This window comes from Pseudomonas putida (assembly GCF_009883635.2).
GTDB classification, from domain to species: domain Bacteria; phylum Pseudomonadota; class Gammaproteobacteria; order Pseudomonadales; family Pseudomonadaceae; genus Aquipseudomonas; species Aquipseudomonas putida_W.
Map to the genome: position 1 here is coordinate 858,032 of NZ_CP026115.2, position 24,798 is coordinate 882,829.

Annotated in this window: 15 protein-coding genes; 4 read left to right on the forward strand and 11 right to left on the reverse strand. The window is 59.4% G+C overall.

Translation table 11 applies throughout. The features are described from left to right. Window positions 1-152: 152 nt before the first annotated feature. Both C2H86_RS03965 and C2H86_RS03970 read right to left on the reverse strand, forming a co-directional pair. On the reverse strand, window positions 153-1,088 hold the full coding sequence (locus C2H86_RS03965; protein WP_159411521.1) for a ketoacyl-ACP synthase III: 936 nt from the start codon (window positions 1,086-1,088) through the stop codon (window positions 153-155). 240 nt (window positions 1,089-1,328) lie between these two features. Beyond that, window positions 1,329-5,807, reverse strand: coding sequence for a glycosyltransferase (locus tag C2H86_RS03970; RefSeq protein ID WP_159411522.1), 4,479 nt, complete (start codon window positions 5,805-5,807; stop codon window positions 1,329-1,331). 532 nt (window positions 5,808-6,339) lie between these two features. Between C2H86_RS03970 and C2H86_RS03975 the strand changes: the two genes are divergently transcribed. The 4 genes from C2H86_RS03975 to C2H86_RS03990 are packed head-to-tail and all read left to right on the forward strand — an operon-like array spanning window position 6,340 to window position 10,136. Then, the gene (locus C2H86_RS03975) at window positions 6,340-7,023 is read left to right on the forward strand and encodes a class I SAM-dependent methyltransferase (protein ID WP_159411523.1); all 684 of its coding nucleotides are present in this window, start codon (window positions 6,340-6,342) and stop codon (window positions 7,021-7,023) included. 10 nt (window positions 7,024-7,033) lie between these two features. Beyond that, window positions 7,034-8,233 carry an aminotransferase class I/II-fold pyridoxal phosphate-dependent enzyme gene (locus tag C2H86_RS03980; RefSeq protein WP_159411524.1) on the forward strand — a complete coding sequence of 400 codons (1,200 nt, stop codon included), beginning with the start codon at window positions 7,034-7,036 and terminating at the stop codon, window positions 8,231-8,233. Continuing rightward, window positions 8,230-9,423: a DegT/DnrJ/EryC1/StrS family aminotransferase gene (locus C2H86_RS03985; protein ID WP_159411525.1), complete on the forward strand. Its 1,194-nt coding sequence runs from the start codon at window positions 8,230-8,232 to the stop codon at window positions 9,421-9,423. The genes C2H86_RS03980 and C2H86_RS03985 overlap by 4 nt, the downstream gene beginning before the upstream one ends. A gap of 11 nt (window positions 9,424-9,434) precedes the next feature. Further along, window positions 9,435-10,136 carry a WbqC family protein gene (locus C2H86_RS03990; RefSeq protein ID WP_159411526.1) on the forward strand — a complete coding sequence of 234 codons (702 nt, stop codon included), beginning with the start codon at window positions 9,435-9,437 and terminating at the stop codon, window positions 10,134-10,136. Here the strand turns inward: C2H86_RS03990 and C2H86_RS03995 are convergent. The 9 genes from C2H86_RS03995 to flgG form a co-directional block, all read right to left on the reverse strand. Then, window positions 10,121-10,846, reverse strand: coding sequence for a glycosyltransferase (locus C2H86_RS03995; RefSeq protein WP_159411527.1), 726 nt, complete (start codon window positions 10,844-10,846; stop codon window positions 10,121-10,123). The genes C2H86_RS03990 and C2H86_RS03995 overlap by 16 nt on opposite strands. A gap of 63 nt (window positions 10,847-10,909) precedes the next feature. Next, on the reverse strand, window positions 10,910-13,441 hold the full coding sequence (locus C2H86_RS04000; protein ID WP_240349682.1) for a glycosyltransferase: 2,532 nt from the start codon (window positions 13,439-13,441) through the stop codon (window positions 10,910-10,912). Between the two features lie 248 nt (window positions 13,442-13,689). Next, a complete protein-coding gene (locus C2H86_RS04005; RefSeq protein WP_159411529.1) occupies window positions 13,690-17,259 on the reverse strand; it encodes a glycosyltransferase in 3,570 nt (1,189 codons plus the stop codon). Window positions 17,260-17,332: 73 nt separating this feature from the next. Continuing rightward, window positions 17,333-18,907, reverse strand: coding sequence for a flagellar hook-associated protein 3 (locus tag C2H86_RS04010; RefSeq protein ID WP_159411530.1), 1,575 nt, complete (start codon window positions 18,905-18,907; stop codon window positions 17,333-17,335). 13 nt (window positions 18,908-18,920) lie between these two features. Then, complete coding sequence (gene flgK / locus C2H86_RS04015; RefSeq protein ID WP_159411531.1) at window positions 18,921-20,954, reverse strand: flagellar hook-associated protein FlgK; 2,034 nt, start codon at window positions 20,952-20,954, stop codon at window positions 18,921-18,923. Window positions 20,955-20,966: 12 nt separating this feature from the next. Further along, entirely contained in the window at window positions 20,967-22,133 is a 1,167-nt protein-coding gene (gene flgJ / locus C2H86_RS04020; protein ID WP_159411532.1) for a flagellar assembly peptidoglycan hydrolase FlgJ, read from the reverse strand. Window positions 22,134-22,144: 11 nt separating this feature from the next. Beyond that, the gene (locus C2H86_RS04025) at window positions 22,145-23,254 is read right to left on the reverse strand and encodes a flagellar basal body P-ring protein FlgI (protein ID WP_103448217.1); all 1,110 of its coding nucleotides are present in this window, start codon (window positions 23,252-23,254) and stop codon (window positions 22,145-22,147) included. Between the two features lie 12 nt (window positions 23,255-23,266). Then, entirely contained in the window at window positions 23,267-23,962 is a 696-nt protein-coding gene (flgH, locus tag C2H86_RS04030) for a flagellar basal body L-ring protein FlgH (RefSeq protein WP_103446469.1), read from the reverse strand. 46 nt (window positions 23,963-24,008) lie between these two features. After that, window positions 24,009-24,794 carry a flagellar basal-body rod protein FlgG gene (gene flgG, locus C2H86_RS04035; protein ID WP_027921148.1) on the reverse strand — a complete coding sequence of 262 codons (786 nt, stop codon included), beginning with the start codon at window positions 24,792-24,794 and terminating at the stop codon, window positions 24,009-24,011. Window positions 24,795-24,798: the final 4 nt, after the last annotated feature.

Consider the following 24,798-nt stretch of genomic DNA (forward strand, 5'->3'; position numbering starts at 1 on the left):
ATCCAGGCCAATGCATGAAGCCTTACACTGCACCACTGTATGGAGAGCAAAGGCCACCCTCAAGCCGCCCTGCCTCTGGTAGCACTAAGCCAACGGCTGAACGTGAAACGCCGCCCCGAAAGAGGCGGCGTTTCAGTGCACAGCGCGAGCACTCAGTCACGACGCTCGATAATTGCCGAACCCCAGGACAAGCCCACACCAAAGCCACTAAGGGCAACACGCTTGTACTGCGAACCAAGCACGTGTTTTTCCAATAGCAGCGGGATGCTCGAAGATACGGTGTTACCCGTCTCGACCATATCCTTGACGAACCTGGCCCGATGCTCACCCTCCTCGAAGCGCTGAGAAACGGCATCGACGATTGCAGCACTACCCTGATGCAGGCAATACAGGTCGATGTCCCGGGCCTGCAAATGGCTGACTTCGAGCAACTGCTTCAGATGCGCGGGCACTTTGACCAGCGCAAAGTTGTAAACCTGTCGGCCATTCATGAAAAACTTGCCGTCAGTCGTACGCAAATGTTCAGCACCGGAACCGTCGCTGCCAAATAGCGACTTGCCCAGCTGCCAGTCGGCGTCTTCACCCATCCAGGTGGCCGTGGCGGCATCGCCAAACAACATTGTGGTGTTGCGATCCTCAGGGTCGACGATCTTCGAATAAGGGTCGGCGGTGATCAGCAGGCCGTTTTTCAAGCCTGCAGCTTCCATGAAGCCCTTCATCGCATACAAGCCATAAACATAGCCCGAGCACCCCAACGAAACATCGAAGGCGGCGACATGGGTCGACAATCCCAACTTGTGCTGGACGATCGCGGCCGTGTGCGGAAGACCTTCAGCGTCACCGTTCTGGGTCACGACGATAACGGCATCGATGGACGCCGGGTCCAGCGACGAATTGATCCCAAACAAGGCCTTGGCCGCTTCTACGCACAGGTCGGACGTTTCCTGTGCCACCCCTTTACGCGGCAGGAAGGTCGAGCCAATCTTGCCAAAAATAAAATCTTGATCCTTACCGAATTTCGCACCCTGGGCGTAGTTGTCAACGCCTTCGACAGGTACGTAACTGGCGATGCTTTTGATGCCAATCATTGTGGCTTCCCGATGGAAATGGCGGAAAATCGCGGACACAGAGGCCGAAGCCATACGCCTTGCACGTCATACCGATGTGGCTGCCCGCTGAGTCAATAGATTAGAGATGCACGTTTCGACTGCCAAGTCACTGTTGCAACAAATACGCACAGCCTTTGCGGCAACAACCCGCGGCACCTCGAAAACGAGGAGCACGGGCCATGGCACATAGGCTTGCCAAAGTTACCTCCCAGGCCTGCGTCAGTCGGGCAGCCAAGCCTTGCGCCAGCGCTGCAGGTGGTCACCATCCAACATCCAGTCGCGCATTACTCGCGCTCGCAGCTCGTCGCCCATGCGCGCCGTGGCATCCAGGTCGCTCAGGTGCATGCGAATCGCGTCCAGCCAATCTTCAAGACGATTTCGCACCCGAGTGACAGGCAGGTCGCCCTGATGGCAGGCCAGGTCGCTACAGACCACCGGGAAGCCACAAGCGCCGTACTCCAATAGACGCAGATTGCTCATGCACTCGTTGAACAAGGTCTGCTCCCTCGGCGCCAGAGCAAGGTCAAGGTCGAGCCGCGCCAGGGCCTTGGCATAGTCTGCGACCACGACGGCCGGGTGATACTCGTCAATGAAAGGCCGCAACGCCTCCGGACAGATGCCGAAGTAAACCCACTCGACCTCGCCACCCAAGGCCTTGACGACCTCCACCATCACCTCTGGGTCACTTGCATGATCCAAGCCGCCAACCCAACCCACCCGAGGTCTGACAGAACGTCGACGACGGCTTGCCAGGGCAGCCCATTGGCGCGGGTCAAGCCTGCTGTGCACCACGTGGATCTGATCGTGCAGCCCCTTCAACGCATCTGCCAATGAATCTGTAGGCACCACTAGGCGATCCGCATAACCCAGCATGCGCCCCAAATGCCCCACGATATCCTCTGGCATCTGCGATCGGTAGGCGCTCCCCTCGGGCAGGCCGGGCAACCATTCATCCAGTTCGCACACCGTGAACGTCCGGGAAAAAGCATGCATGCGACGCATGCGCTCGAGCTGCGCCTCGCCTATGCGGCACTGCAGCACGATGCTGTCCGGCGCAAAACGCTCCAGCTCCGTAAGGGATAATTGCGAATGGATCAGGGTGCCATCAATCAACCCAGCGCGGCTGAGTTGCTCCAATGGCTGAATAACCCGATGCTGCCCACTGCACTGTTGATCTGCGGCATAAGCCAGCACAGAAGGGACAGGCTGCCAAGAAGACAGAGGCTTCCAGCTCAGCCTGCTTGGGCTGACACTGAACTCTTCGCCGGTACCCAACGAAAAATTCGGGTTGTATGCCGGGTCACGGGCCAGCAACGGCAGCCAACGGGCATACAAGGCATCAACTTGCTCAGCCGTCACAGCCGGCTCGGGCGCTTCGTTGATCAGCAACGAGGCTCTTGGCGTCCACACATTGAGGTAACCCGCACTGTGCAGACGCAGACACAAGTCCACATCGGCCCACGGCGCCAACGCTTGATCTTCATCGAAGCCCCCCAATTCATGGAACATCGAAGCGCTCAACATCAGGCACTTGCCACTAAGCGCAGCATGGTTCTGGTCCACCAGGAGACGGTGCAGATAGCCGGGAGCCCCCATGGATTGACCGGCAAAGACCTGCCCGACCGGCCCATTGAGCCCCAGAACCAACCCCCCCTGAGCCACGGTGCAATCGCCCGCCAGCAACTTGGCACCTACCGCCCCCACTTCCTGACGGCAGGCGTGATTGACCAGTTGCTGCAACCAGTCGGACTCCAGCACCGCGACCCCCGCATCCAGCCACAACAGCAAATCGCCACGCGCTAGCTGTGCGGCCTGGTTACGAACTCGCGCCTGGGACCACTGGGCAGGGAATCGCACCACCCGCAGGGCCTGCGAACCCAGCTGCTCAAGCCCTTCCAGCCAATTTTGAAGGGCAGGGTCTTCATCACCCTGGTCCAGCAGCAAAATCTCGTAGGCGCCATAGGCGGTTTTTTCGAGGATAGTGTCCATGCAGCGATGAGCCCGAGCCAGCCCGCCCTGGGTGGACACCATGATGCTCACCAGCGCGCTCTCACCGGCGCCGTAGCCAAGCTCGTAATGGCCCGGCAGGCGGCTATCGACAGTCGCATTCTCGAACCCGCGCGCCTGCAAATGCCGCTGGATTGCCCGACGTTCATCCGGGCAATCGTGCATTTGCGCAGCTGCTCGTATCAACAGCGGCTCACTGATGTGACCCAAGCCCTCGAAGCCTTTGTCATCGATCAGGCGCAGGATGTAGTCCAACTCGAAAGCACGCCCCGCCTCGCTACGGAAACCGCCCAACGCCAACCACGCTTCACGATTGAACAACCAATGGCTGGCCATCGTGCCAGGCAAGCTGAGCAACATGTCCAGATTCAGATCCGGGCGCAGTACCAGTTCATGGGCATCACCCTCCGAGCCAACCGCTTCGTCCCCGTAAACCGCCCGCAAACCTGGCGCACTCAGCAGGTCCAACGCAGCGATCAAAAGACCGCTCGCCGTGAATACGCTCCCTGCCTCGACCAACATGAACCAGTCGAAACGACCTTCGCGCACAACCTGCTCAATACCCGGCAACGGGCTACCGCCGTGGATCTGCACGAAGCGCAGTGCATCTTGCGGCCCGTTACTTCCCGGCAAAACGTGCGGCGTCAACGCGACGACGCTTAAGCCTGCATAGAGGTTTCGCCCCTTGCTCAAGCTTTGCAGTGTCACCATCAAGCGATCGGCACGCCCTTCACGGTCCAACACCAACACGCCGAAACGGGGCGCCGCATGGGTCGCAAGCCGCTCGGTTATCAAGCGTTGCTGCGCCTCACTGGGAATACGCTGTGCGAGCCATTGAGGAACTTCCGGTGACCCTGGCAGCGCCTGAACATTACGCAAAGCAGTTTTGATCTGCTCTGCGATAGGCCGAACATTTCCGCCAAGCTCGGCAATCTTTTCCGCATAGGCGCTGCGGAAGACTTTCTCTCTCAGCGCCTCGTAAGCCATGCGATTCTCATGGCTATCCTTTTCGCACAAGCGAATCTTCAATTGGTTGAGCTGAATGTAATTATCATCGACAGGCTTATTCAGCGCAGCCAACTTCAGAGAATCATAGGCATGCACACGCCACTGCGGATCAGTGGCCAACATCAACGACAGCAAGCGCTCCATCACGAAAACCTTACACTCATAACCCTTCTCGCCACGATGCAGTGTGGCTTCATTGAGTGCAGCACCATAGGGGGCTGGCCGCTCCGCAGTACGGGCCTGTTCCGCCGCATGGAAAATCGTTTCCGCCTTATTGAACCACTGCCGCCAGAAACGCGGCTTGGCAATGAAGAAATTGCAGAACTGGGAACGACGCGCATCCATGATCAAGGTTTCGAGGTTCACCCCAGGGCACAGTTGTCGCGCCATTTCAACGAATGCGGGCCAAATGTTGGTGTGGCACACAAACCCTTGGATGAACGTATTCTCATAGAACGCGAGTTCGTCGAAAAACATCGGGAACAGCAACACATCGGCATCACCTGGCGCCGACCTTGCAAACTCCAGCACCTGCCCTGAGTCCAGACCCGTCTTTTGCTTGAAGCGGGGAGACAGCACGCCATAGAAAGCGTTCTCGTCCAGATCCTTGTTCAACAGGAGATTGCGAATTGGCCAGTACTCGGCCCAGTCAGGGCGCTGACCGCTATTGTCGAGCGGGATGAAGCCCGGCTCCAGCATGGCCAGGGTTTCTGCAGAATAGAAGATCTGGTGGATATGCACGTCATGCGGGCCAGCCACGGATTTGGCAGCATTGTGCGCCATCAGTGCTTGCTGTTTCTCATGCGCAAGCCGCGCGCCCTCCTCCCTGAAACGTTGGCGCAACGGGAACAGACTCCAATCATCCGCCCCCCCCGACAATGCACGGCAGCGCACTTGCCCATCCGGTTGCGGGCAGTACAACCCCATTTCACGTATTTGCGAAGTGAACACGTGTATGTACTGGCGATACAGGTCTTGTATATCGGACTGTTGCTGACGCTGCTCTTCATGCCGTCGAAAACAGGACAGTGGCTCACACAGGTACGCCAGATGGCCATGGCGCAGAATGTTGACGTACATGGCCAGGTCGTTGATCGCGCGCACCGTGTGGCCATTGAGGCAGGATATATTAGGTTTGATATGCGCCAGATGCTCTCGGCGGAACAGTACGGTACTGGGCTCGCCAATGAAGTTGATCGTTTCGTCGACCAGATATGCAGCCAGGTCCACACCTTGGATTACGGTATCTTGGGCAAAGGGGCTGCAGGTAGCAAGAATATCCGTTGCCGGTACCCCCAAGGTATCGATCACCACTCGCCGACTAGTCACCAGGCTGACATCAGGATTGGCTTGGAACACCTCGACCATGCGCTCGATACAGTCAACCATCAAGATATCGTCGTCATTCAAAATCTTGACGAACTCGCCACGCGCTTCCACTACACACTGGGTATAGTTCATCAACCCGCCAAGCCCTGGACGATTGTGAATGACGCGAATTTCACGACGGGCTCGAGACACATAGCGCCGCAGGATTTGCTCTATCGCATCGGTCGGGCAATCATCGCTGACCAGGATTTCGAGGTTTTCATAACTCTGCGCAATCGCACTCAGCAAGGCGGCCTCGAAATGCCGTGGCTTGTAAGATGGAATAGCAATCGTAACCAGCGGTGCGAAACTCACGTGATGCGCTCCCAGTCAGAACGCGACCGTCCAAAGACTGTAGCCGCGCTCGCGTTTAACATTGGCGTTAGGCCAGAAAGCCGGACCATCATCCTGCTGGTGATGGCAATCCACTGCGCCATGCAAAGACGAGGCCAACGCGTTCGAACCACTCAGAAGCCAGCCCTCAAAGTGGCAGCCACTGGTTTGACGGGCCTGATCATGGTTCCGCTTGCGAACGGACAGAGTCTATAGCTGGGGCGTTGCAGGGCCTTGCGTGTACTGCTGCCGACCATAAAACTTCACCTCCGGAGCATTCTGGCCGGCTTTTTGCTCAAGCTTCCCCAGAGCGCTTGATGTGTCAGAAAACCGGCTACCAACTGACACCTCGTCGAGAAGTGTCCTGGGAGACTTGGACACCATGCCGTGGTCCGAAAATGCCACTGCAGATCGCTGATTGATGGGGAAATTGCCAGGCTGCCTAATGAGCCTGCCCCAAGGTGAGCTGATTGGCCGGTGGGCGCTGACAAGCCGCAATCTATAAGGGGGCACGATGGATTCCATTTACAAAAAGTACCCAGCCGCCATGGCGCCTGGAGACTTCTGGCGCCAAATCAAGCGCACTGTTAACGGTGAGCCGGTATCAGACGAGCAAATTTCAATGATTGTCGCGGCCATCCGCAACGCATTGCAGCTTTCGCCTGAAGATCAGTTACTGGATTTAGCATGTGGCAATGGCGCACTGTCACAGTATTTCTTCAATGCATGCGAAAGCTTCCTGGGCGTGGATGTCTCCGACGTTTTGATTGACGTTGCCAAGCGTTATTTCGAACAACCGAAACGTCAGTTTGTGCTCGCAGATGTCGGCGAGTACATTTTGTCAGAGCCCTACCCCGAGCGCTTTACCAAGGTGTTGTGCTATGGCAGTTTTTCTTATTTTACCGAGGACACCGCGCGCAGCGTATTGACGCGCCTTAGCCAGGATTACACCAACGTTGACCGTGTCTTCATTGGTAACTTACCCGACCTGGACCTGCACCAAGCCTTTTATACCGATGGCAAGTCTCATGATCACGAGCTGAAGACGGCTGCCTCCCTGATCGGTATATGGCGCAGCCCGGCCGAGTTCGAGGCATTGGCCGCGAGCTGCGGCTGGAGCGCCTCGATTCAAAGGATGCCCAGTGAATTTTATGCAGGCCATTATCGTTATGACGTGCTGCTGGCTCGTGTTGCATAGGGCATGACAATTGAAAAACGCTAAGCGCACCATAACGGATCTGGCCTTGTTTGGAGCGGATCCCCTCTTCGTCGCACCGCGCTCTACCTCAAGCCTGGTTGCCCCTGACTTCGACCGTTTCCTGAGCTATTCACGAGTCTTCTACGACGCCCATCAGTACACCAACAATGGTCCGGTTGTGCAGATGCTTGAACAGCGCTTGGCGGATTTTCATCAAACACGCTTTTGCATTACGTTCTGCAGTGGGTTTTGGGCACTGGTTTTGACCATCCGCGCCTTGGCATTGCCCGGTCGAAAAGAACTGCTGATGCCTTCCTTGACATACCGCCGTATGGCGGATGTCGCAGCGTGGGCAGGGTTGACTCCACGTTTTTGCGACGTAGATGCCGATACCTTGGCCATCAGTGCACACACGGCACGCTCGCACATCAATGACGACACTGCACTTATTCTTGGGGTACACCCAATCGTGAACTGCTGCGATGTCACAGCACTCGAACAACTTTCCCAAGACACTGGGATACCGCTGTTCCTGGATGCCGTCGAGTCTGTTTATGAGACCTTCGATGGCAGGAAAGTGGGTAGCTTCGGGGTGGCAGAGTGCTTCTCATTGCATGCCAGCAAATTGCTGAATGGCTTTGAAGGGGGGTATATCACCACCAACGATGCCGCGTTGGCGCAACGCCTGCTGGCCATGCGTGGGTTTGGGTTCTATACACCCGACAATGTTGTCGAGCTCGGAATGAACGCCAAACTCAATGAGGTCCATGCCGCGATGGCCCTGGCTGGGCTTGATAACCTGGAGCAACAGGTTGCGGATAATCGCCAGCGCTACAGGATTTACCAAAGAGAACTGCAAGGTATTGTCGGTGCACGCTTGGTAGCCTTCGACGAAACCGAGGGCTGCGGATTCAAAAACATCTTGATAGAACTACTCGATGCTTGGCCCTTGCCACGAGAACTGACCATACGCTTACTCAACGCCGAACACGTACTCGCCAGGGCCTACTACTCCCCGCCCCTGCACATGAAAACCTCTGGCTATCCTACTCTGACAGGGCAATTGCCTGTAACCGAGTACCTCGCAGAGCGCTACCTGTTGCTGCCATGCGGTAATTTCGTGGATGAACAAGACATTGTCGAAGTGTGTCGCTTGATGCGCTTCCTATCAGAGCAGGCCGAGGCTATTCAAGAGATGTCGATTGTATGAGCATTTACACACTTGCCATGCTAGGAGGCCAGCCCGCGTTTGCTACCCCCTTGCCTGTTGGACAACTCTACTTTCCCGCCTGGGACGATTATGTGCAGGCCATGCGTGGGATTTTCGAACGCCAGTACTACACCAACCAAGGGCCACTGGTCCAGCAACTCGAGACTGAACTGCAACAGCGTCTGGGCGTTCGCCATGTTATCTGCGTGGCCAATGCCACCATCGGCTTGATGATGGCAGCCGATGCGATGAGGCTTAAAGGTAAAGTCATTACCCCGGCCTACACTTTCATTGCAACCGCACAGTCACTGACGTGGTCGGGTGTGGAACCACTGTTTTGTGACGTCGATCCTCTCACCCATCAAATTGATCCGCTTCACGTAGAGCGCTTGATCGACGATGAGCAAGTAAGCGCGGTTTTGGCCGTCAACCTCTGGGGCGACGTGTGTGATCAACAGGCGCTCAGCAAGCTATGCGAGCGACGAGGTATCGGCCTGTACTACGATTCAGCTCATGCTTTTGGCTGCGAGATCCAGGGCACCCCAGTTGGAGGTTGCGGTGAACTGGAGGTCTTTTCCTTCCATGCCACGAAAGTATTCAGCGCCGCTGAAGGCGGTTGTATTTGCACGAGTAACGACGAACTGGCAGCACGTCTGCGCAACATCAGAAGCAGCTATGGCGCAGGGCATCCAGTGCCTGTAGACCGCACCGCCAATGGGCGCATGTCCGAGGCCCAAGCAGCCATCGCCTTGTTGAGCCTTAACAACTTCGAACACATTCTTCAGCGCAATAAACAACTGTTTGAGGTCTATGAAAGCGGCTTGGCTGATGTGCCCGGCATTCGGTTAATGCAACCTCAGCGTGTCAGTCGCACAAACTATCAGTATGTCGTTTGCGAAGTCGATGCTGCCACGTTTGGATTGACGAGAGACGAATTGAAAAGCGTATTGCGTGCTGAGAATGTGCTGGCCCGCCGTTACTTCTCGCCGGGCGTGCACCGCTGCCCTCCTTATAAGGATTCCAGACTGCAACCGGACTTACCAGTGACCGATGCTTTGTGCCAGCGAACACTGCAGCTGCCCATTGGTCAGGCCCTCGACCTGAAAGGCGCCGAACGCTTGGTCGAAGTCATTTGCCAAGCGCATCGGCATGCTCAGAAACTGGCCGAAATGTTGAGGGGGTCCATGTGAGGCTGGGAATAATGCAGCCCTACTTCTTCCCGTACTTGGGGCACTTTGCGCTGATCGCCCATACCGATCAGTGGGTAGTATTCGATGTAACTCAGTACACGCCACGGTCGTGGATGAACCGTAATCGAGTCCTGCACCCACAGGCGGGCTGGAATTACATAAGCGCACCTTTGATTCAATCATCGACCACGCTACTGACACGTGAGGCTCGGGTCAAAGACCTCGAAGCTACCCAGCGCAGCGTACTGGGGAAACTCAGCCATTATCGTCGCAAGGCGCCCCACTACGAAGCTGTTGTCGACCTGGTCGCGCAGACTTTTGCCCGCACCCAAAATAATGGATTGGTGCAACTTAATATCGCGGGACTGGTGTCGATTTGCGATTACCTGGGGCTGCCATTCGACTACCAGGTCTGTTCGGAGCTAGGACTGGACTTGGGAACGGTCAACAAACCAGGCGGATGGGCGCCTGAAATCTGCCGCCAGATGGGCGCAGCCTCCTACCTGAACCCGGAAGGTGGGCGAGCGTTATTCGATCCTCAGGATTTTGCCCTGCTAGATATTCAGCTTGAGTTCATGCGATTTGCCAGCGTCGAATACACTACCAACCCTTATGCATTCGAGCCTGGCCTGTCGATTCTGGATGTCATGATGTGGAATGCGCCTGAGCAGATCGCCCAGTTACTGCGCAGTCAGGCTCAAGTGGGAGCCTGACCGTCAGGTAGCATCGCCCCATCCTGAACTTCACCATATTTGAGCCGGTAACGTCGCAGATTTTCCCGCCAGGCCGGCGAACCGAACGCCCCCCCGCTTTCATGAACCACACTCAGTGGCCAAGTCCCCATGCTTAGCCCGTTGCGTTCAGCCTGGCGGCAAAAGTCCATGTCATAGAAGTGGAACGCAAACTGCTCATCGAAATGCACGCCGGCTTGCAGCAGGCGCTCACTATCCGCGGCCAGGAATAATCCATCGAGCAGCTTGCAAGCCTGAGGCGCTGGCCCAAAGTTCGAGATCGGGCACGGGAATCCCTGGCCATGCCCAACCCGCCCGGAGAGTTTGCTCCGCTCGTCCCAGGTAAAAGCATCATCGACGAACAGCCAGGCCACCTGCCCTGCCACACGCCGAACATTACCCGCCAAACCGATGATATCGTAGGTACTCAACCCTTCACGCACACGATCAGTCCAGAAGAAATCGCACAGATGCACATCGTCGTGAACGAACACGAGGATGGCCGGGTTGTCCCGGACTTCCTCGATGGCCTGGTTGTAAATCGTCGAAAGCCCTTGGGTGTTTTCGGCGAATAAACGGATCTCGACAGGACACGCGTCGTAGTTGGACAGTAGTGACCGCCCCAGCGCGCTGTGCGTTGCGAAATCCTGCTTGGAAAGACGTGTTCCGCAAACGATTCGAATCGGTTTCATATAGGCACTCTTACTGCCGGGATAACTAAAGGATGAAAGTGCTTGGCGGCAAACAGGACAGCATCACAGGTCGCTCAACCACGCCAATCCTGTTTGCCCATCCAACGGCTCGTCATAGGCCCGCTCACTGAAAACCTGCGGCCAGCGCTCGGCCAGCGATGGGCCCACGTCGGCATCGGTCAGCAGCACGCCACGCACATGTGCCAACGGCGTCCAAACCACTGACAACCCACTCTCACGCGCACGCAAGCACAACTCGATATCCGCCCCGGGCACCGCCTGAAACCGCTCGCATTGCTCGAAGAGCGCCTTGCTCACCATCATGCAAGCGCCCGATACGGCTACGCAGCCATGCACAGTGTGCTGCCAATGCGCTCCAACACCCAGCCAAGGCGAATGGACGCGCGCGCCTCTGAGTAACTGGTAACCGGCATGCACCACGGTTGCATCCGCTGCATACAGCCCGCCCCCCACAACCCCGACTTCCGGCCGCTGAGCCTCGTTAAGCAGGCTTTCCAGCCACGCGGGCGTAATCACCTCGCACTGCTCCGAAAGCAGTACCAGGTACTCACCTTGGGCCTGGCTGGCAGCCATGTTCAGCAACGCGTTGCGGGAGGCGCCTGGCTCGCCGGTCAGCAGCCGTACTCGATTACTCAAGCGCTGTCCGAAGCGATTGTCGCCCCCCTGCTCTCGTCCAGCACAGGCCAGCAGAACTTCGTAACGTGGGTAGCGCGTGCGCTGCAAGATGCTGGTCAGGCAGGCTTGCACAGAAGCGGCGTTGTCGCTAACCAGCAGGATGCTGACCAAGGGAGTGGTGGCATGGCGAAAGTCCACAAGCAACCCGGCTGCGCCCCGGTCACTGACCTGAGCGTGATAGCCCAATTGCCCCAGATGCCGTTCGAGCGCCTTGAGCGCTTGTGCGTTCAGTGCCTCACTGGTCTGTTCGCCCAACACCAGAACATCGTCCAGGTGAGCCAGGCAATTCATGCCTTGTGCCTCGACCAAGCGCAGCAACAGGTCGAACTCCAGCGCGTGGGGGAAGCTTTCGCAATACCCTCCCACTTCCAGCACCGCCTGGCGACGCAACAGCCAGTGCCGCGACATCATTGCGGGCTGGGCGCGGAGCATGTCCAGATCAGCACCTGGGCGCACCACCGAGCGCAAGCGCCCTTGCGCATCACGCTGCACTTCGTTGGCACAAATAGCTTGGCAGCCAGGGGCCTTGCACAATTCACTGGAAAGGTGCAGCAGCCCTGCGCTGAGCAATTGCTCACCCGCTTGCAGCAACATCAACCACTCACTCGGCAGCTGTCGCACAGCCTGGTTCAGGTGGGCGACCCAGTTGTCTGCCGTCACCTGAATGAAATGAAGCGTGTCGCGTGCTGTGGTGATGATCGAGGGTTTGCCAGCCTTCAGCACCAGCAGCTTGAAATGACGTATGCCACTGGCCAGCAGGCTGTCGAAGGTAGCTTGCAAGGCCAAGTCGTCATCAACCAGATCGAGCACGACGAACGCGATCTGTGGCGCTCCCGCGCTAGCCAGCTGCGCCAACACTTGCTGATGAGCCGCCCGGGGCAAGGTTAGCGCTTCGAGCATCGCCAACACCTTGCCAGACGGTGTTGACGCCAACCCCTGCTCCAGCCGCACGGCTGGCACCTCGGACAGGCTCACCACCCAGTCAGAAAGCTCCCGCACAGCCTCCACATCACTGACCGGGTCGAGCGCACCGACCAGGCGTTGACACACTTCGCGGTTGAACAAACCCAAACTCAAGGCTTGCCAATACCGCTGCAACGCACTCTCCGGCGTATCGTTCGGGTAGGTATGCAACAGTTCGCGCTGTCGCACCCAACTGCCTTCCAATGCTCGATACTGACGTTCGCCAGTCGGCCAGACATGGCAGAGAAATTCCAGTGCCGACAGCCTGTCGAAGAGCTTCGCATTGTAGTAAGGCAGTTCGACGAACTGCTGTGGCTCGAATACCCGCTTAGGTTGATCGAGAACGCTCGTCCAAGGCGACGTGAACAACAAAGGTTGCTCGAGCACCTCATAGGTGTTGCGGACAAACTCATTGAGCAACGAGAAGTCGTCGCTGCACAGATTCACCGTCGCCGCATCCCACTGACGCAGCACCCGCACCGTCTGGGCGAGCTGATCTTCACGACGAACGACAGCCACGTTGCTGGCTGCGTACTCGCATACCGCATCGGTTTGCCCAAGGCGCGCAATGCTCCCTTGCGCCAACAGCGCATAAGAGAGCGCCACCCGCCATCCGGCAAAGTCCAGCTCCAGCGTATCGGGCAGCTGCGACAGCACATCCAGCAAGACGGGCACCCGCACCACGGCACGCCAGGCTTGTTGCGCCGCTGCGCCATACTGGCGTACCTGGGCTTGGCCAATATCCACTGCTTGAGGCGACAACGCCGAGCCCAGCCTGTAGTACTCAACCTTCGCCGCCCCCGCGACATAGCCAAGCGCATAGCCCTGAGCAGCCAATGCCAAGGGAGACTCACTCAGACAACGGGCAGCGTTGTCCAAGGCACAAGGAAGTACGAAGTCAGCATCCAGCGCCAGCACCACCAACGGGGTGCTCACCTTTTGCAAGGCCTGGGCCAAACGCTTGCGACACAGATCAGCGCTGCTATCGGCATACAACGGCGCCACTGCCAGGCAAGGCACACCGGCTTGCTGGTAAAAATGCTGCGCCCGTTCACGATGATCTGCCTGCTCATGACCGAGCAAGATGACCGTTACATCACTTCGGGAGCCGTTGGCGGTTAGGTTCATAGAGCACCTGCTTCAAATAAGGGGGGTTCTGCGCCAGCTCAGCCACGCGCAAGGGTTCAGTCTGCCAACCAGGCATTGGCCCAGTGCTGAACATGGAGTGGTGTCAGGACATAGTCGCGAAGCACCGCTTCACGCAGCGCATCGCCCTGGCGATAGCTCGCCTGCGGATCGGCCAAGTGCATGCGGATCGCCGCCAGCCATTGCTCTGTGGTGTTGTCCCTGACCCGGGTGCAGGGTAAGTACCCCGCATACGCTTTGATATCCGTGCAAATCACTGGATAACCACACACCCCATACTCCAGAAGCCGCAAGTTGCTCTTGCATTCGTTGAACAGGTTCTGCTCCAGCGGCGCCAGCGCCAGGTCCAGATTGAGACTGGCCAACTTCTGTGGATACTCCACCATTGGCACGTTGGGGTAGAACTCTTTGATGTAGGGTTGCAACATCGGCGGGCACATCCCGAAGAACACCCAATCGACCTGATCAGCCAAGGCCTGGACAACCCCCAGCATCAACTCCAGGTCGCCGCGATGACTGGTACCCCCTGCCCAGCCCACTCGTGGCCTTGCGCTGGTTTGCCGAACGCTGCGCAACTCACCCCACAATGAGGCCGACAGCATGTTGGGCACAACACGGATATCGTCGTGGAAGCTGGACAAGGCATCGGCCAACGGCTCAGTGGATACCACCAGGCGATCGCACAAGCCAATGGCTTGTGCGAGCATTTCTCGCACATTGCCGGGCTGGTTGCGCGCATGATCGTTTTTCTTCGGGGGGGCGATGGCATAGTCGTCCAGCTCGAAGATCAAGCGCGTGTCACATACTTGCTTGAGCTCTGTCAGGCGTTTGATGTCATTGGGCGAATAGCGGTACTGCATGATCAAGGTGTCTGCTTTTTCCCGAGCCAGCTCGACCGGGCTCGGCATCTTGAACGTGAGACGCCCCTGGACATAACTGGCACGCTCAAGCTCACTGAACGGCTGTATGACCCGGTAGTGACCTACACCCGAGGTATTGCGCGCCACCGCCAATACCGAGTGTGTGGCTTTAGCGATGAAGGGGTCCCAGCCACCGCGCACGCCTGGCTCCAGATTGAAACTGATCAGGTTCAGGCTCAAGTTGGGGTTATAAGCCGGATCGTTGGCCACCTTGCTCAACCAGCGCTGGTAGAAAGCTTGTCGACCCTGAGCTTGCGCAGACTCGTCTGCTTCAACCGGTGTACGGGATGTAACCACTGCCAGTTTGGCGTAGGGCGTCCAGACCACCAGGTAGCCTTGTTCACGTGCCCGAAGGCATAGGTCAGCATCGCTCCAGGCATGAGGCATAGCCTGCACATCCAGACCCTGCAGTGTCTCGAACAGCTCACGCCGCACCAACAGGCAATCCAGGCTCAACGCGCTCCAGTTCTGCACTTGGTTCAACCGGTCCAAGGGATTGCTACGGGTGCCAGCCCCCCACTGGAATGGGTTACCAGCCGGCCCACGGAAGCCAAGCACCAAAGCGCCGGAGGCGATACTACCATCCTGGCCGAACAGCTTTGGCCCTACCACCCCGACCTCAGGGCGCTGCGCTTGGAGCATCAGTTCTTGCAACCACGGGCCATCGAATGCGACACAGCCTACATCGAGCATTAGCAGGAACTCGCCATGGGCGTACCTGCAGGCCTGGTTCAGGCTCGCCACTCGCCCCTGGGCCTGAACCTCCACCACCCGCAGTGAAGCGACGGCCAATCCGCCCATCATGCTCAGCCATTCACGCACATCGAGCGGCTCGTCGCCGTTGGCGATTAGCAGGACCTCGTAGGCGTCATAGCGCGTGTGTTCGAACAGCGCTTCCACACAACGACGTAACGCCAAAACATCATGTCCCGCATGAACCAGGATCGATACACCCGCCGAGTGCGTGCTTCGGTAATGCACGCGCGACATCATGCAGCCTGGTATAGCCTCAACCAAAGCCTCGACACCCAACCGCTGCAAGTGCGATTCCACCACTACAGAGGCTTCCGCCTGCCCTTGCGGGTCGGCCAACCAATCGGCGTAGGTGTACTGACACTGCACCAGCAATTCGGCAACATGCTCCACCACGTGCACGCCGTATCCTTCGACCAGGCGCCATAGCAGATCGTGAGGGGCCAGGCGCACGAAACGCTCATCGAACCCATGCACGCCACGAACCGCCTCGCACTTGAACGCCAACAGGCGCCCGACGTAGGGCTGGCTGCGCATAAGGTCCAGATTGAAATCAGGCTTGAACACCGGGTCGCTAGACAAGCGTCCGTCGTAAGCTCCCTCATCCGTGTACAGACATAGGCTGTCGGCACGCAGAGCCATACGCTCGGCCATGAGCAGTAACGCTTGCGGGTGCAGGCGATCGCCAGCGCGCAAGAGGAAGACCCAGTCGGAGCGCGGATCATCGATCATCAATTGGTTGAGCAGTGCAGCATCCGATCCCGGCGAGGGCAGGTATTCGATGCCAGATCTTTGCGAGTGCGCATAGGCTGCCCCCACCACGCAAGTGCGGCCAGCAGCATAGGATTGGGTCGCCAGGCTGTCTAAAGTGGCGCCTAAAGCAAGATCGTCACAGCCCTCAGCGAATATCACAGCCAAGATACTTGGCCGTTGTGGCCACTGCTCGATGCGTCTGGCCAACAACCCCGCCTGGCCTTGGCTCAGGGTGCGGCATTCAAGCCATTGTGAATACAGCTCGGTGAAGCTAAGGCTGTCGGTACCAACCTGCAGCTTGAAGTCATCCATCTGCTCGGCGAAGGCACTGCGCAGGTTCATCTCTTCCCAGACGGGCTCGGTCTCATCGCCAAATGCCTGCAACGGCAAAAACCTCACCCAGCCTTTCGCAGGGGCTGCCTCGCCGGTACGAGCTTGCAACATTTGCAACAGCCAAGAGCTCTCCGCCTTGGCAGCCTCGGTCATGGATACGTGATGACTCAGGCGCCCCGGATGCACCCGTTCCACGCTCAATATCTGAGCCAGGCTACACAAGTGACCACGCCGCAGCAGGCATATGTAAAGCGCCATGTCCACGCGGGCGCGGAAGCCTCCCTCATGCACCAACGTCGCCAGGTACGCCTCGACCTGCGCCCGGCGGAACAAGGCATGACTGATGCCGCCGAACAAATTGATTGCATTGTCGCTCACGCAATCGAGCAGATCGGTTCCGTGGAGCACCGCATTACTGGACGAGATCAGCCAGTTGAGCATACGCGGGGGCAGCGGCGCTTCATCCGCATCGCACAGCAATCGCTGGTTGCTCACCACAGTGACCGAGGCGTGTTCGATCAAGACCTGGGCCTGCTGTGTGATGCAACAGGCAAGCAGGCTATCGTCGTCGCAGAGGAACTTGATCAGCTCGCCTCGCGACTGCGCCAGGCACGCCAGCAGGTTGTGAGCGAACCCCAGGTTCCGCGAGTTACGCACATAGCGCAGGGGCACTGTCGTGGCACTGGCAAACGCCTCGCAGACTGCCTCGATTTCGCCTCCTGCGCTGTCGTCGCAGACGACGATTTCCAGGTTCGGGTAGTCTTGGGCGAGGGCACTGCCAAGAGCACCTTGGAAAAACTCACTGTTGAACGCCGCAATGGCGATAGTGACAAGAGGTTGTGCCTTCACGCGCGCTCACTTAGCGGGGTGACCACTCGGCTAAAGGTTCACCCCTCTCAAAAAACAGAAATTTGCGGCTCGATCAGATGTAGTTGATCAGCGACAGACCCGCGATCTTGGCATACGACTGCAGGGACGCCTGCAGCATGTTCTTCTGCATCTCGAGGCGCAGCATCACTTCAGCCGGGTCGCTTTCGCGGATCGAACTCTGAGTCTTCTTGTTCTCGGTGCTCAGCGCTTCGTTGGTCTCAGCCTGAACATCAAGCGCCTGCCCACGACCACCGATGGAAGAAATTGACGATGAAACCTGGTTGGTCGCACTGGCAATGTTGCCAACAGCGGAATCCAGGGAGGCCAGGAAGTTCTGCCGGGCCACGGGGTCACTATCTTGCGGTGTATTCAGCGCGGTACGGAGCTGGCTGATGGTATCGAGGACGTTTTGGGTCTGATGCGTATTGACCTTGATCGCGAACGAATCACCAGCACTCGGCGCTCCCGACAACTCAAAGCTCACGCCGGCTGCGGTGGCAGTAGTACCCGAAAGACTGCCGGTGGAGATCGGCCGACTATCGGCGGTTACCGGTGCCGAATAGAGCTCGAAATCTGTCGCACTAGTGAACTTGAGTACCGCGCCTGCGCCTGGGAAGGCGGCATTGTAGGCGGCGGGATCGCTAATGCTGGCGTCGGTGATCTGCGCTGTCGAGGTGTTACCAGGGCTGCGAGTGCCAGCAATGGAGTCGGCCTTGGAGCTCAGGCTGAATGTGTGACCGGCGATCGCGGCATCCGGATTGGCTTCGTCACCTGCCTGGAAGGTGATTTTCAGGCGCATATCGACGCCTCGGAAGCTGATGGTGGTGTTTTCGCCATCGGGCTTGAACGTGCCACCCTGGCTGGCTTCCAACGTTACATCGTTGCCACCGGCATCCAGAATTTTGTACTGGGTACTGCTGGTGAACTGTATGCTGTATGGCTCGCCGCTGCGGAAACGGTCGTTGTAGGTAACGCTGCCGGAGACCTGACCATTGGACAGGCTGACACGGCCATCATCGGTCGCTGGCGAAACGAGCTGTGTCTGGCTGCGACTAGTGTTCAGAGCCTGTTCGAACGCGTCATAACCCGTCTCGTTGGCCGCGAGGCTGATCATGTCGCCCACTTGCAGTTTCAACTGCCCCTGGTCACCCTGGTAGCTATAAGTGCCGTCAGCATTGCGCACATAGGGCGCGGTGTCGCCCTTGGATCCGGAGAACAGGTACTTGCCATTCTCGTCTTTGCTGTTCATCAGGGTGAACAATTGGTCTTCTAGCGAGGCCAATTCAGAGGCATTGGCCTTGCGGTCTGCGTCGGTGAAACTGCCATTGCCGGAGCTGATCGCCAACTCATTGACGCGCTGCAAGATGGTGCCGATGGAGTTGAGGGTACTCTCGGCAGTGCCCAGGGCGTTGCGTGCGTTTACGACGTTGTCACTGTACTGCCCCAGCATGTTCTGCTGCTGTTCCAGCTGCAGCAGGCGCGCGGCGCCCACCGGGTCGTCGGCGGCAGTGCGCACGCGCAGAAAGTCGCTGGCCTCCTGGCTCGTCTTGTTGACGTTGGAGAAGGTGCGCTGGTAGTTGGCCTGGTTGGTGTTATAGAACTGCGAAGTAGAGATGCGTACGCTCACGATCTACGGCTCCTTAAAGACTGTTGATCAGGGTGGCGAAGGTTTCCTGGGCCGCCTTGATGATCTGCGACGACGCGGTGTAGTACTGCTGGAACTTGATCAGGTTGCCGGTCTCTTCGTCGATCGAGACACCCGACACGCCGTCGCGCGCATCCAGCGCCGAGGTGTGCAAGGCCGTTGTGGCGTCGCTGTCCATCTGCGCCTGGCCGGCCTTGCCGCCGACGTTGGACACCAGCTTCGCGTAGGCATCGGTGAAGCTGATGCCCTTGCCGTCAGCCCCCACTTCGACCGTGGACTTGGTCTGCAGGTCGATCACCGACTGGCTGTTGCGGTTGTCTGCCGAGCCCGCGCCGGTCAGCGCCACGGTGTAGCTGTCACCATTCTTCGGCGCGCCTGAGACGCTCATCTCGAAGGTGAAGCTGCTGCCCAGCGAGTTGCCGCTGCCATCGACCATCGGTACCGACAGCTGCAGCTTGTTTTCCTGCCCGGGGATGATCGTGCCGCTGCCGATGTTGTTGCCCTTGGCGTCGTACATCGTGTACGCCTGCGGCGAGCTGCCGTCGTCACCAAACACCAGCTTGACCGGGGTCGAGTACTTCAGGCCGGTCTGCAGCTGCGAGCGCTGGGTGGCATCGTAGATGTCCATCTCGGAAGTCAGCGTCGGCTGGGTAATGACGCCAGTGCCTTTGTTGCCCGAACCGCTGGTGGCGGTCAGCGGCGCGGCCAGCGCCAGGCGCTTGGGGTCGGTCAGCACGGTGTCGATGTTCGCCGCGGCATTACGCGTCGGGGTAATCTTGAAGCTGTCACCAGCGCTCAGGGCACCGCCGTTGAGGGACAGGGTGAAACCGTCGATCACTGGCGCCGGGTCGTCGTCGAGGCTGTAGGTACCCATGTCGGTGCCATCAGGCAGTTTGCGCACGGTGTACTGCTTGTCGCTGTTGAAGGTCACCTGGTAATCGCTGGTGGTCAGCTTGCCGGTGTCCTTGATGGTCACGTCGAGGTTGCCGGAGCCTGCACTGTTGCCCGTCTTGGCGACGCTGCGCTGGGCGATGGCTGCGGCGCTGTTGATATCGCCGAACAGGGTGGCACCGAAGTCACCGTTCTTGTCGATACCCTGGGCCAGCTGGCTGTTGATGGCATCGGCCACCACCAGGGCCACGCGGCCAAGCTCGTTGAGCGCCGGGTCGAGGGTTTCCTTGCGGTAGCGGATCAGGCCGCCCAGTTCACCACCGGTGGTGCTGTTGGTGATGTCCATCTTGGTCGAACCGCGATTGAGCACCAGGCTCATGCGGGTCGGGTCGGTGGCGCTCGGCTCGACGCCGATGGTCTGGGTGGTGTTGCCCAGCACCAGGGCCTGGCCGTTCTTCAGGTAGATGTCGTAGTTGCCGTTCTTCTGCTCCACCACGTCGGCACCGATCAGCGACGACAGTTCGCGCACCGCGCCATCGCGCTGGTCGAGCAGGTCGTTGGGCTGGCCGTTGACGGCGGTCATCTTGGAGATCTGGCCGTTGAGGTCGGCAATCGACTTGGTCAGGGCGTTGACCTTGTCGGCGATCGACGCCATGTTGGCGTTGATGTCGCTGTTCTGCTGGTTGAGCTGCGCCGACAGGGTATTGAAACGCTTGGCCAGGGACTGGGCGCTGGTCAGTAGCAGCTGGCGCGAGGCGTCCTCGGTCGGCTTGGCGGCAGCATCCTGCATGGCACTGAAGAAGCTTTGCAGCGCGGCAGTGATGCCGGTGTCGCTGCTCGACAGGGCGGTATCTATCGGCGTGATCTGATTCAGGTACGAGGTGGCGTCGCTGCTCAGCGAGGTGGTGGTACGCAGCTGGTTCTCGAGGAACGCGTTGTACACCCGACGCACGTCAGCCAGGGTGGTCCCGGAACCCATGAACACCTGGCCGACCTGCTGGCCGCCCTTGGTCTTCTGCACGTTCTGCTGGCGCGAGTAGCTCTCGACATCGGCGTTGGCGATGTTGTTACCGAGGGTGTACATCCCCGACTGCGCGGCGCCAAGCCCCGACATGCCAATATTGATCAGACTCGCCATGGTTCCATACCCTTAAAGTTTCGTTGTGGTACCGAGCATTGCGTAGCTCTCGTACGACTTCATCTGTCTTGCGATCTGCGAGATCTTGCTGGCGTAGTTCGGGTCGGTGGCGTACCCGGCCTTTTGCAGTTCTCGCACGAATTGTTCTGGGTTATCGGCCGACTTCACCGCATCTTGATAGCGCGAATTGCTCTGCAGCAGACTTACCAGGTCGTGGAAACTGTCCTGGTACGAATCGTAGGAACGGAACGCCGCCGTCTCCTTGACGAACTGGCCGTCGCGGAATTCGCTGGTGATCGCCCGCGCCGAATCGCCTTGCCAATTACTGCTGGCCTTGATGCCGAACAGGTTGTGGCTGCTGCTGCCGTCACTGTTGCGCATGACCGACTTGCCCCAGCCGGTTTCCAGGGCAGCCTGGGCCACCAGGTAACGCGGATCGACACCAATGCGCTTGGCGGCCTGTTCGGCCATCGGCAGCATGGTGGCGACGAACTCGTCGCTGTCGGCAAAGGCCTTCTTCGGCGCCAGCGGCGGCTGCGCCACGGCGCGACCGGTGATGCGCAGGCCGTTGTCCGGGATGGCGATGGCCTTGGCCACCTGCTGCCCGTCACGGGCCGGCACGGCGGCAGTATTGGTGGCTGCAGCCGGGCTGGTGGCCGAAGGCACGATGCCGGCCAGCAGGCGATCGGTGAGCTTGCCCGGCAGCGCCAGGCGCCGCGAGTTGAGCGCGGCGACGTCGTTGCGCGTGGCCGTGGTTTGCGTCGCCTGCACCGGGTCGGCCACCTTGTTGCCCCACAGCGTCGGCGCGTTGCCATCGACACGCGGGAACGGGCTGGTGTTGACCGGGGTGCTCTTGTGCTTCGACAGCTGGCGCACCAGCACGTCCTGCAGGCCGATACCGCCACCCTCGCGGGACATGCTCACCGCCAGCTGCTGGTCGTACATGTCGCGGTACTGCTTGACCGTCTCGCTGTTCATCGGGTTGTCGTCGGCCAGCACGTCGCTGGCCTTGCGCGAGGCCTTGAGCATCTCGCTGATGAACAGCGACTCGAACTCCTGGGCCACCTTGCGCACGTTGGCGTCGCTGTCGCGGTCACCATGCTTGAGCGAGCTCAGGCGATTGAGGTCGGTGTAGGCACCGCTGTCAGCATGACTGGAGACCAGGCTTTTCGAATTCATCCGCAGCGTCCTCAGATCACGATCAGGTCGGCCTGCAAGGCGCCGGCCTGTTTCAGTGCTTCGAGGATGGCCATCAGGTCGCCGGGCGCCGCGCCCACCTGGTTCACCGCGCGGACGATCTCATCCAGCGTGGTGCCCGGGCCAAACTTGAACATCGGCTTGGCTTCCTGCTCGGCATTGACCCGCGAACGCGGAACCACCGCCGTCTGGCCATTGGAGAACGGCCCCGGCTGGCTGACGATCGGGTCTTCGGTAATGGTCACGGTCAGGCTGCCGTGGGTCACCGCAGCCGGCGAGACCTTGACGTTCTGGCCGATGACGATGGTACCGGTGCGCGAGTTGATGATGACCTTGGCCACGGCCTGGCCCGGGTCGATCTCGAGGTTTTCGAGGATCGACAGGTAGTCGACCCGCTGGCTCGGGTCCATGGGCGCGGTGACCCGCACCGAGCCGCCATCCACGGCCTGGGCCACGCCTGGGCCGAGCAGGTCGTTGACCTTGTCGACGATGCGCTTGGCGGTGGTGAAGTCCGGGCGGTTGAGGTTCAGGGTCAGGCTGTTGCCCTGGTTGAAGCCGCTCGGCACGGCGCGCTCGACCGAGGCGCCACCAGGAATACGGCCGGCCGACGGAACGTTGACGGTGATCTTCGAGCCGTCACGGCCTTCGGCATCGAAGCCACCGACCACCAGGTTACCCTGGGCGATGGCGTAGACGTTGCCGTCGATACCCTTGAGCGGGGTCATCAGCAGGCTGCCGCCGCGCAGGCTCTTGGAGTTGCCGATCGACGAAACGGTGATGTCCACCACCTGGCCCGGCTTGGCGAACGCCGGCAGGTCGGCATGCACCGACACCGCCGCGACGTTCTTCAGCTGCACGTTGCCGGAGCCAGGCGGCACCTTGATGCCGAACTGCGACAGCATGTTGTTGAAGGTCTGCAGGGTGAAAGGGGTCTGGGTGGTCTGGTCACCCGTACCGTTGAGCCCCACCACCAGGCCATAGCCGATCAACTGGTTGGAACGCACGCCGGAGATGCTGGCAATGTCCTTGAGGCGCTCGGCGTGGGCACCGAACGCGCAGGACAGGAGCAGGGTCGCGGCTATCAGCTGCCTAAGGTTGAACATGTTCATCCGTACTCAGAAGGGCCAAAGCGGGCTCATGAAGAAGCGGTCCAGCCAACCCGGTTGGCTGGCATCGGCGAACGAGCCGGTGCCCGAATAGGTGATGCGTGCATCGGCCACGCGGGTGGACGGCACGGTGTTGTCGGTGGCGATGTCGTCGGCACGGATCAGGCCGGCGATACGCACCAGCTCTTCACCGGTGTTCAGGGTCATCCACTTCTCGCCGCGCACGGCGATGATGCCGTTGGGCAGCACTTCGGCCACGGTGACAGTGATCGAGCCGGTCAGGGTGTTGCCCTGGGTGGCCTTGCTGTCGCCCTTGGTGGTGCGGTCACCGCTGTAACCCGCCTCCAGCGACAGGTCGCCGCTGCCGAACGGGTTGTTGGTATTCGGGGTGGAGCCGAACAGCGAGGTCAGGCCGATGTCGGCCTTGCTGTTCTTCTGGATCTGCGAACCTGCGTTCTTGCTCGCCGACGTGCGTTCGTTGAGGGTGATGGTGATGATGTCACCCACGCGGAACGCTTTGCGGTCGGTGTACAGGCCCTGCTCGAAACCCGCCTGGTAGATCGAACCGTTGTTGGCTGCCGCCGGCAGCGGGGTGCGCGGCAGAACCGGCGCGTAATACGGGTCGTTCGGCTTGGGCGTCGGCGCGACGCAACCTGCCAACACAACCGCCCCCCCCAGGGCGAACACAGACAACAGACGCTTCATGACACTTACCTCACGGTGTAACGGGAGTAGAACCTGTACTAGGGCTTTAGAGCTGTTGAGTCACGAACGACAGCATCTGGTCGGCGGTGGAGATGACCTTGGAGTTCATCTCGTAGGCACGCTGGGTGGTGATCATGTTCACCAGCTCTTCCACGGTGCTGACGTTGGAGTTTTCCAAGGTCTGCTGCAGGGTGGTGCCGAAGCCGTTCAGGCCCGGGGTACCGACCTGTGGCGCACCGCTGGCGGCGGTTTCCAGGAACAGGTTGTCACCGATCGCCTGCAGGCCGGCCGGGTTGATGAAGTCGGCGGTCTGCAGGTTGCCGATCACCTGTGCAGCCGGGTTGCCGGCGGTGGTGATCGACACGGTGCCGTCCTGGCCGACGGTGAAGGTCTGGGCGTCGTTCGGCACCACGATCGCTGGCTCCAGGGCAAAGCCTTGGGCAGTGACGATCTGGCCATCGGAGTTCAGGTGGAAGGTACCGTCACGGGTGTACGAGACGGTGCCGTCTGGCTGCAGCACCTGGAAGAAGCCACGGCCGTTGACCGCCATGTCCAGTGGGTTTTCGGTGGTCTGCAGGCTGCCGGTCTGGAAGTTCTTCTGGGTGCCGACAATGCGCACACCGGTACCGACCTGCAGGCCCGATGGCAGCTCGCTGTCCTGGGTCGACTGCGCGCCTGGCTGACGCTTGATCTGGTACAGCAGGTCGGCGAACTCGGCACGATCCCGCTTGAAGCCGGTGGTCGAGACGTTGGCCAGGTTGTTGGAAATGACGGTCAGGTTGGTGTCCTGGGCGGACAGGCCGGTTTTAGCGACCCAAAGAGCCGGAAGCATCAGT

Coding starts and splice junctions, on each gene's coding strand:
- flgG (WP_027921148.1), bottom strand. CDS start 24,794: ATGCTTCCGGCTCTTTGGGTCGCTAAAACCGGCCTGTCCGCCCAGGAC.
- C2H86_RS03975 (WP_159411523.1), top strand. CDS start 6,340: ATGGATTCCATTTACAAAAAGTACCCAGCCGCCATGGCGCCTGGAGAC.
- C2H86_RS03985 (WP_159411525.1), top strand. CDS start 8,230: ATGAGCATTTACACACTTGCCATGCTAGGAGGCCAGCCCGCGTTTGCT.
- C2H86_RS03965 (WP_159411521.1), bottom strand. CDS start 1,088: ATGATTGGCATCAAAAGCATCGCCAGTTACGTACCTGTCGAAGGCGTT.
- C2H86_RS03995 (WP_159411527.1), bottom strand. CDS start 10,846: ATGAAACCGATTCGAATCGTTTGCGGAACACGTCTTTCCAAGCAGGAT.
- C2H86_RS04025 (WP_103448217.1), bottom strand. CDS start 23,254: ATGTTCAACCTTAGGCAGCTGATAGCCGCGACCCTGCTCCTGTCCTGC.
- flgH (WP_103446469.1), bottom strand. CDS start 23,962: ATGAAGCGTCTGTTGTCTGTGTTCGCCCTGGGGGGGGCGGTTGTGTTG.
- flgJ (WP_159411532.1), bottom strand. CDS start 22,133: ATGAATTCGAAAAGCCTGGTCTCCAGTCATGCTGACAGCGGTGCCTAC.
- flgK (WP_159411531.1), bottom strand. CDS start 20,954: ATGGCGAGTCTGATCAATATTGGCATGTCGGGGCTTGGCGCCGCGCAG.
- C2H86_RS03990 (WP_159411526.1), top strand. CDS start 9,435: ATGCAGCCCTACTTCTTCCCGTACTTGGGGCACTTTGCGCTGATCGCC.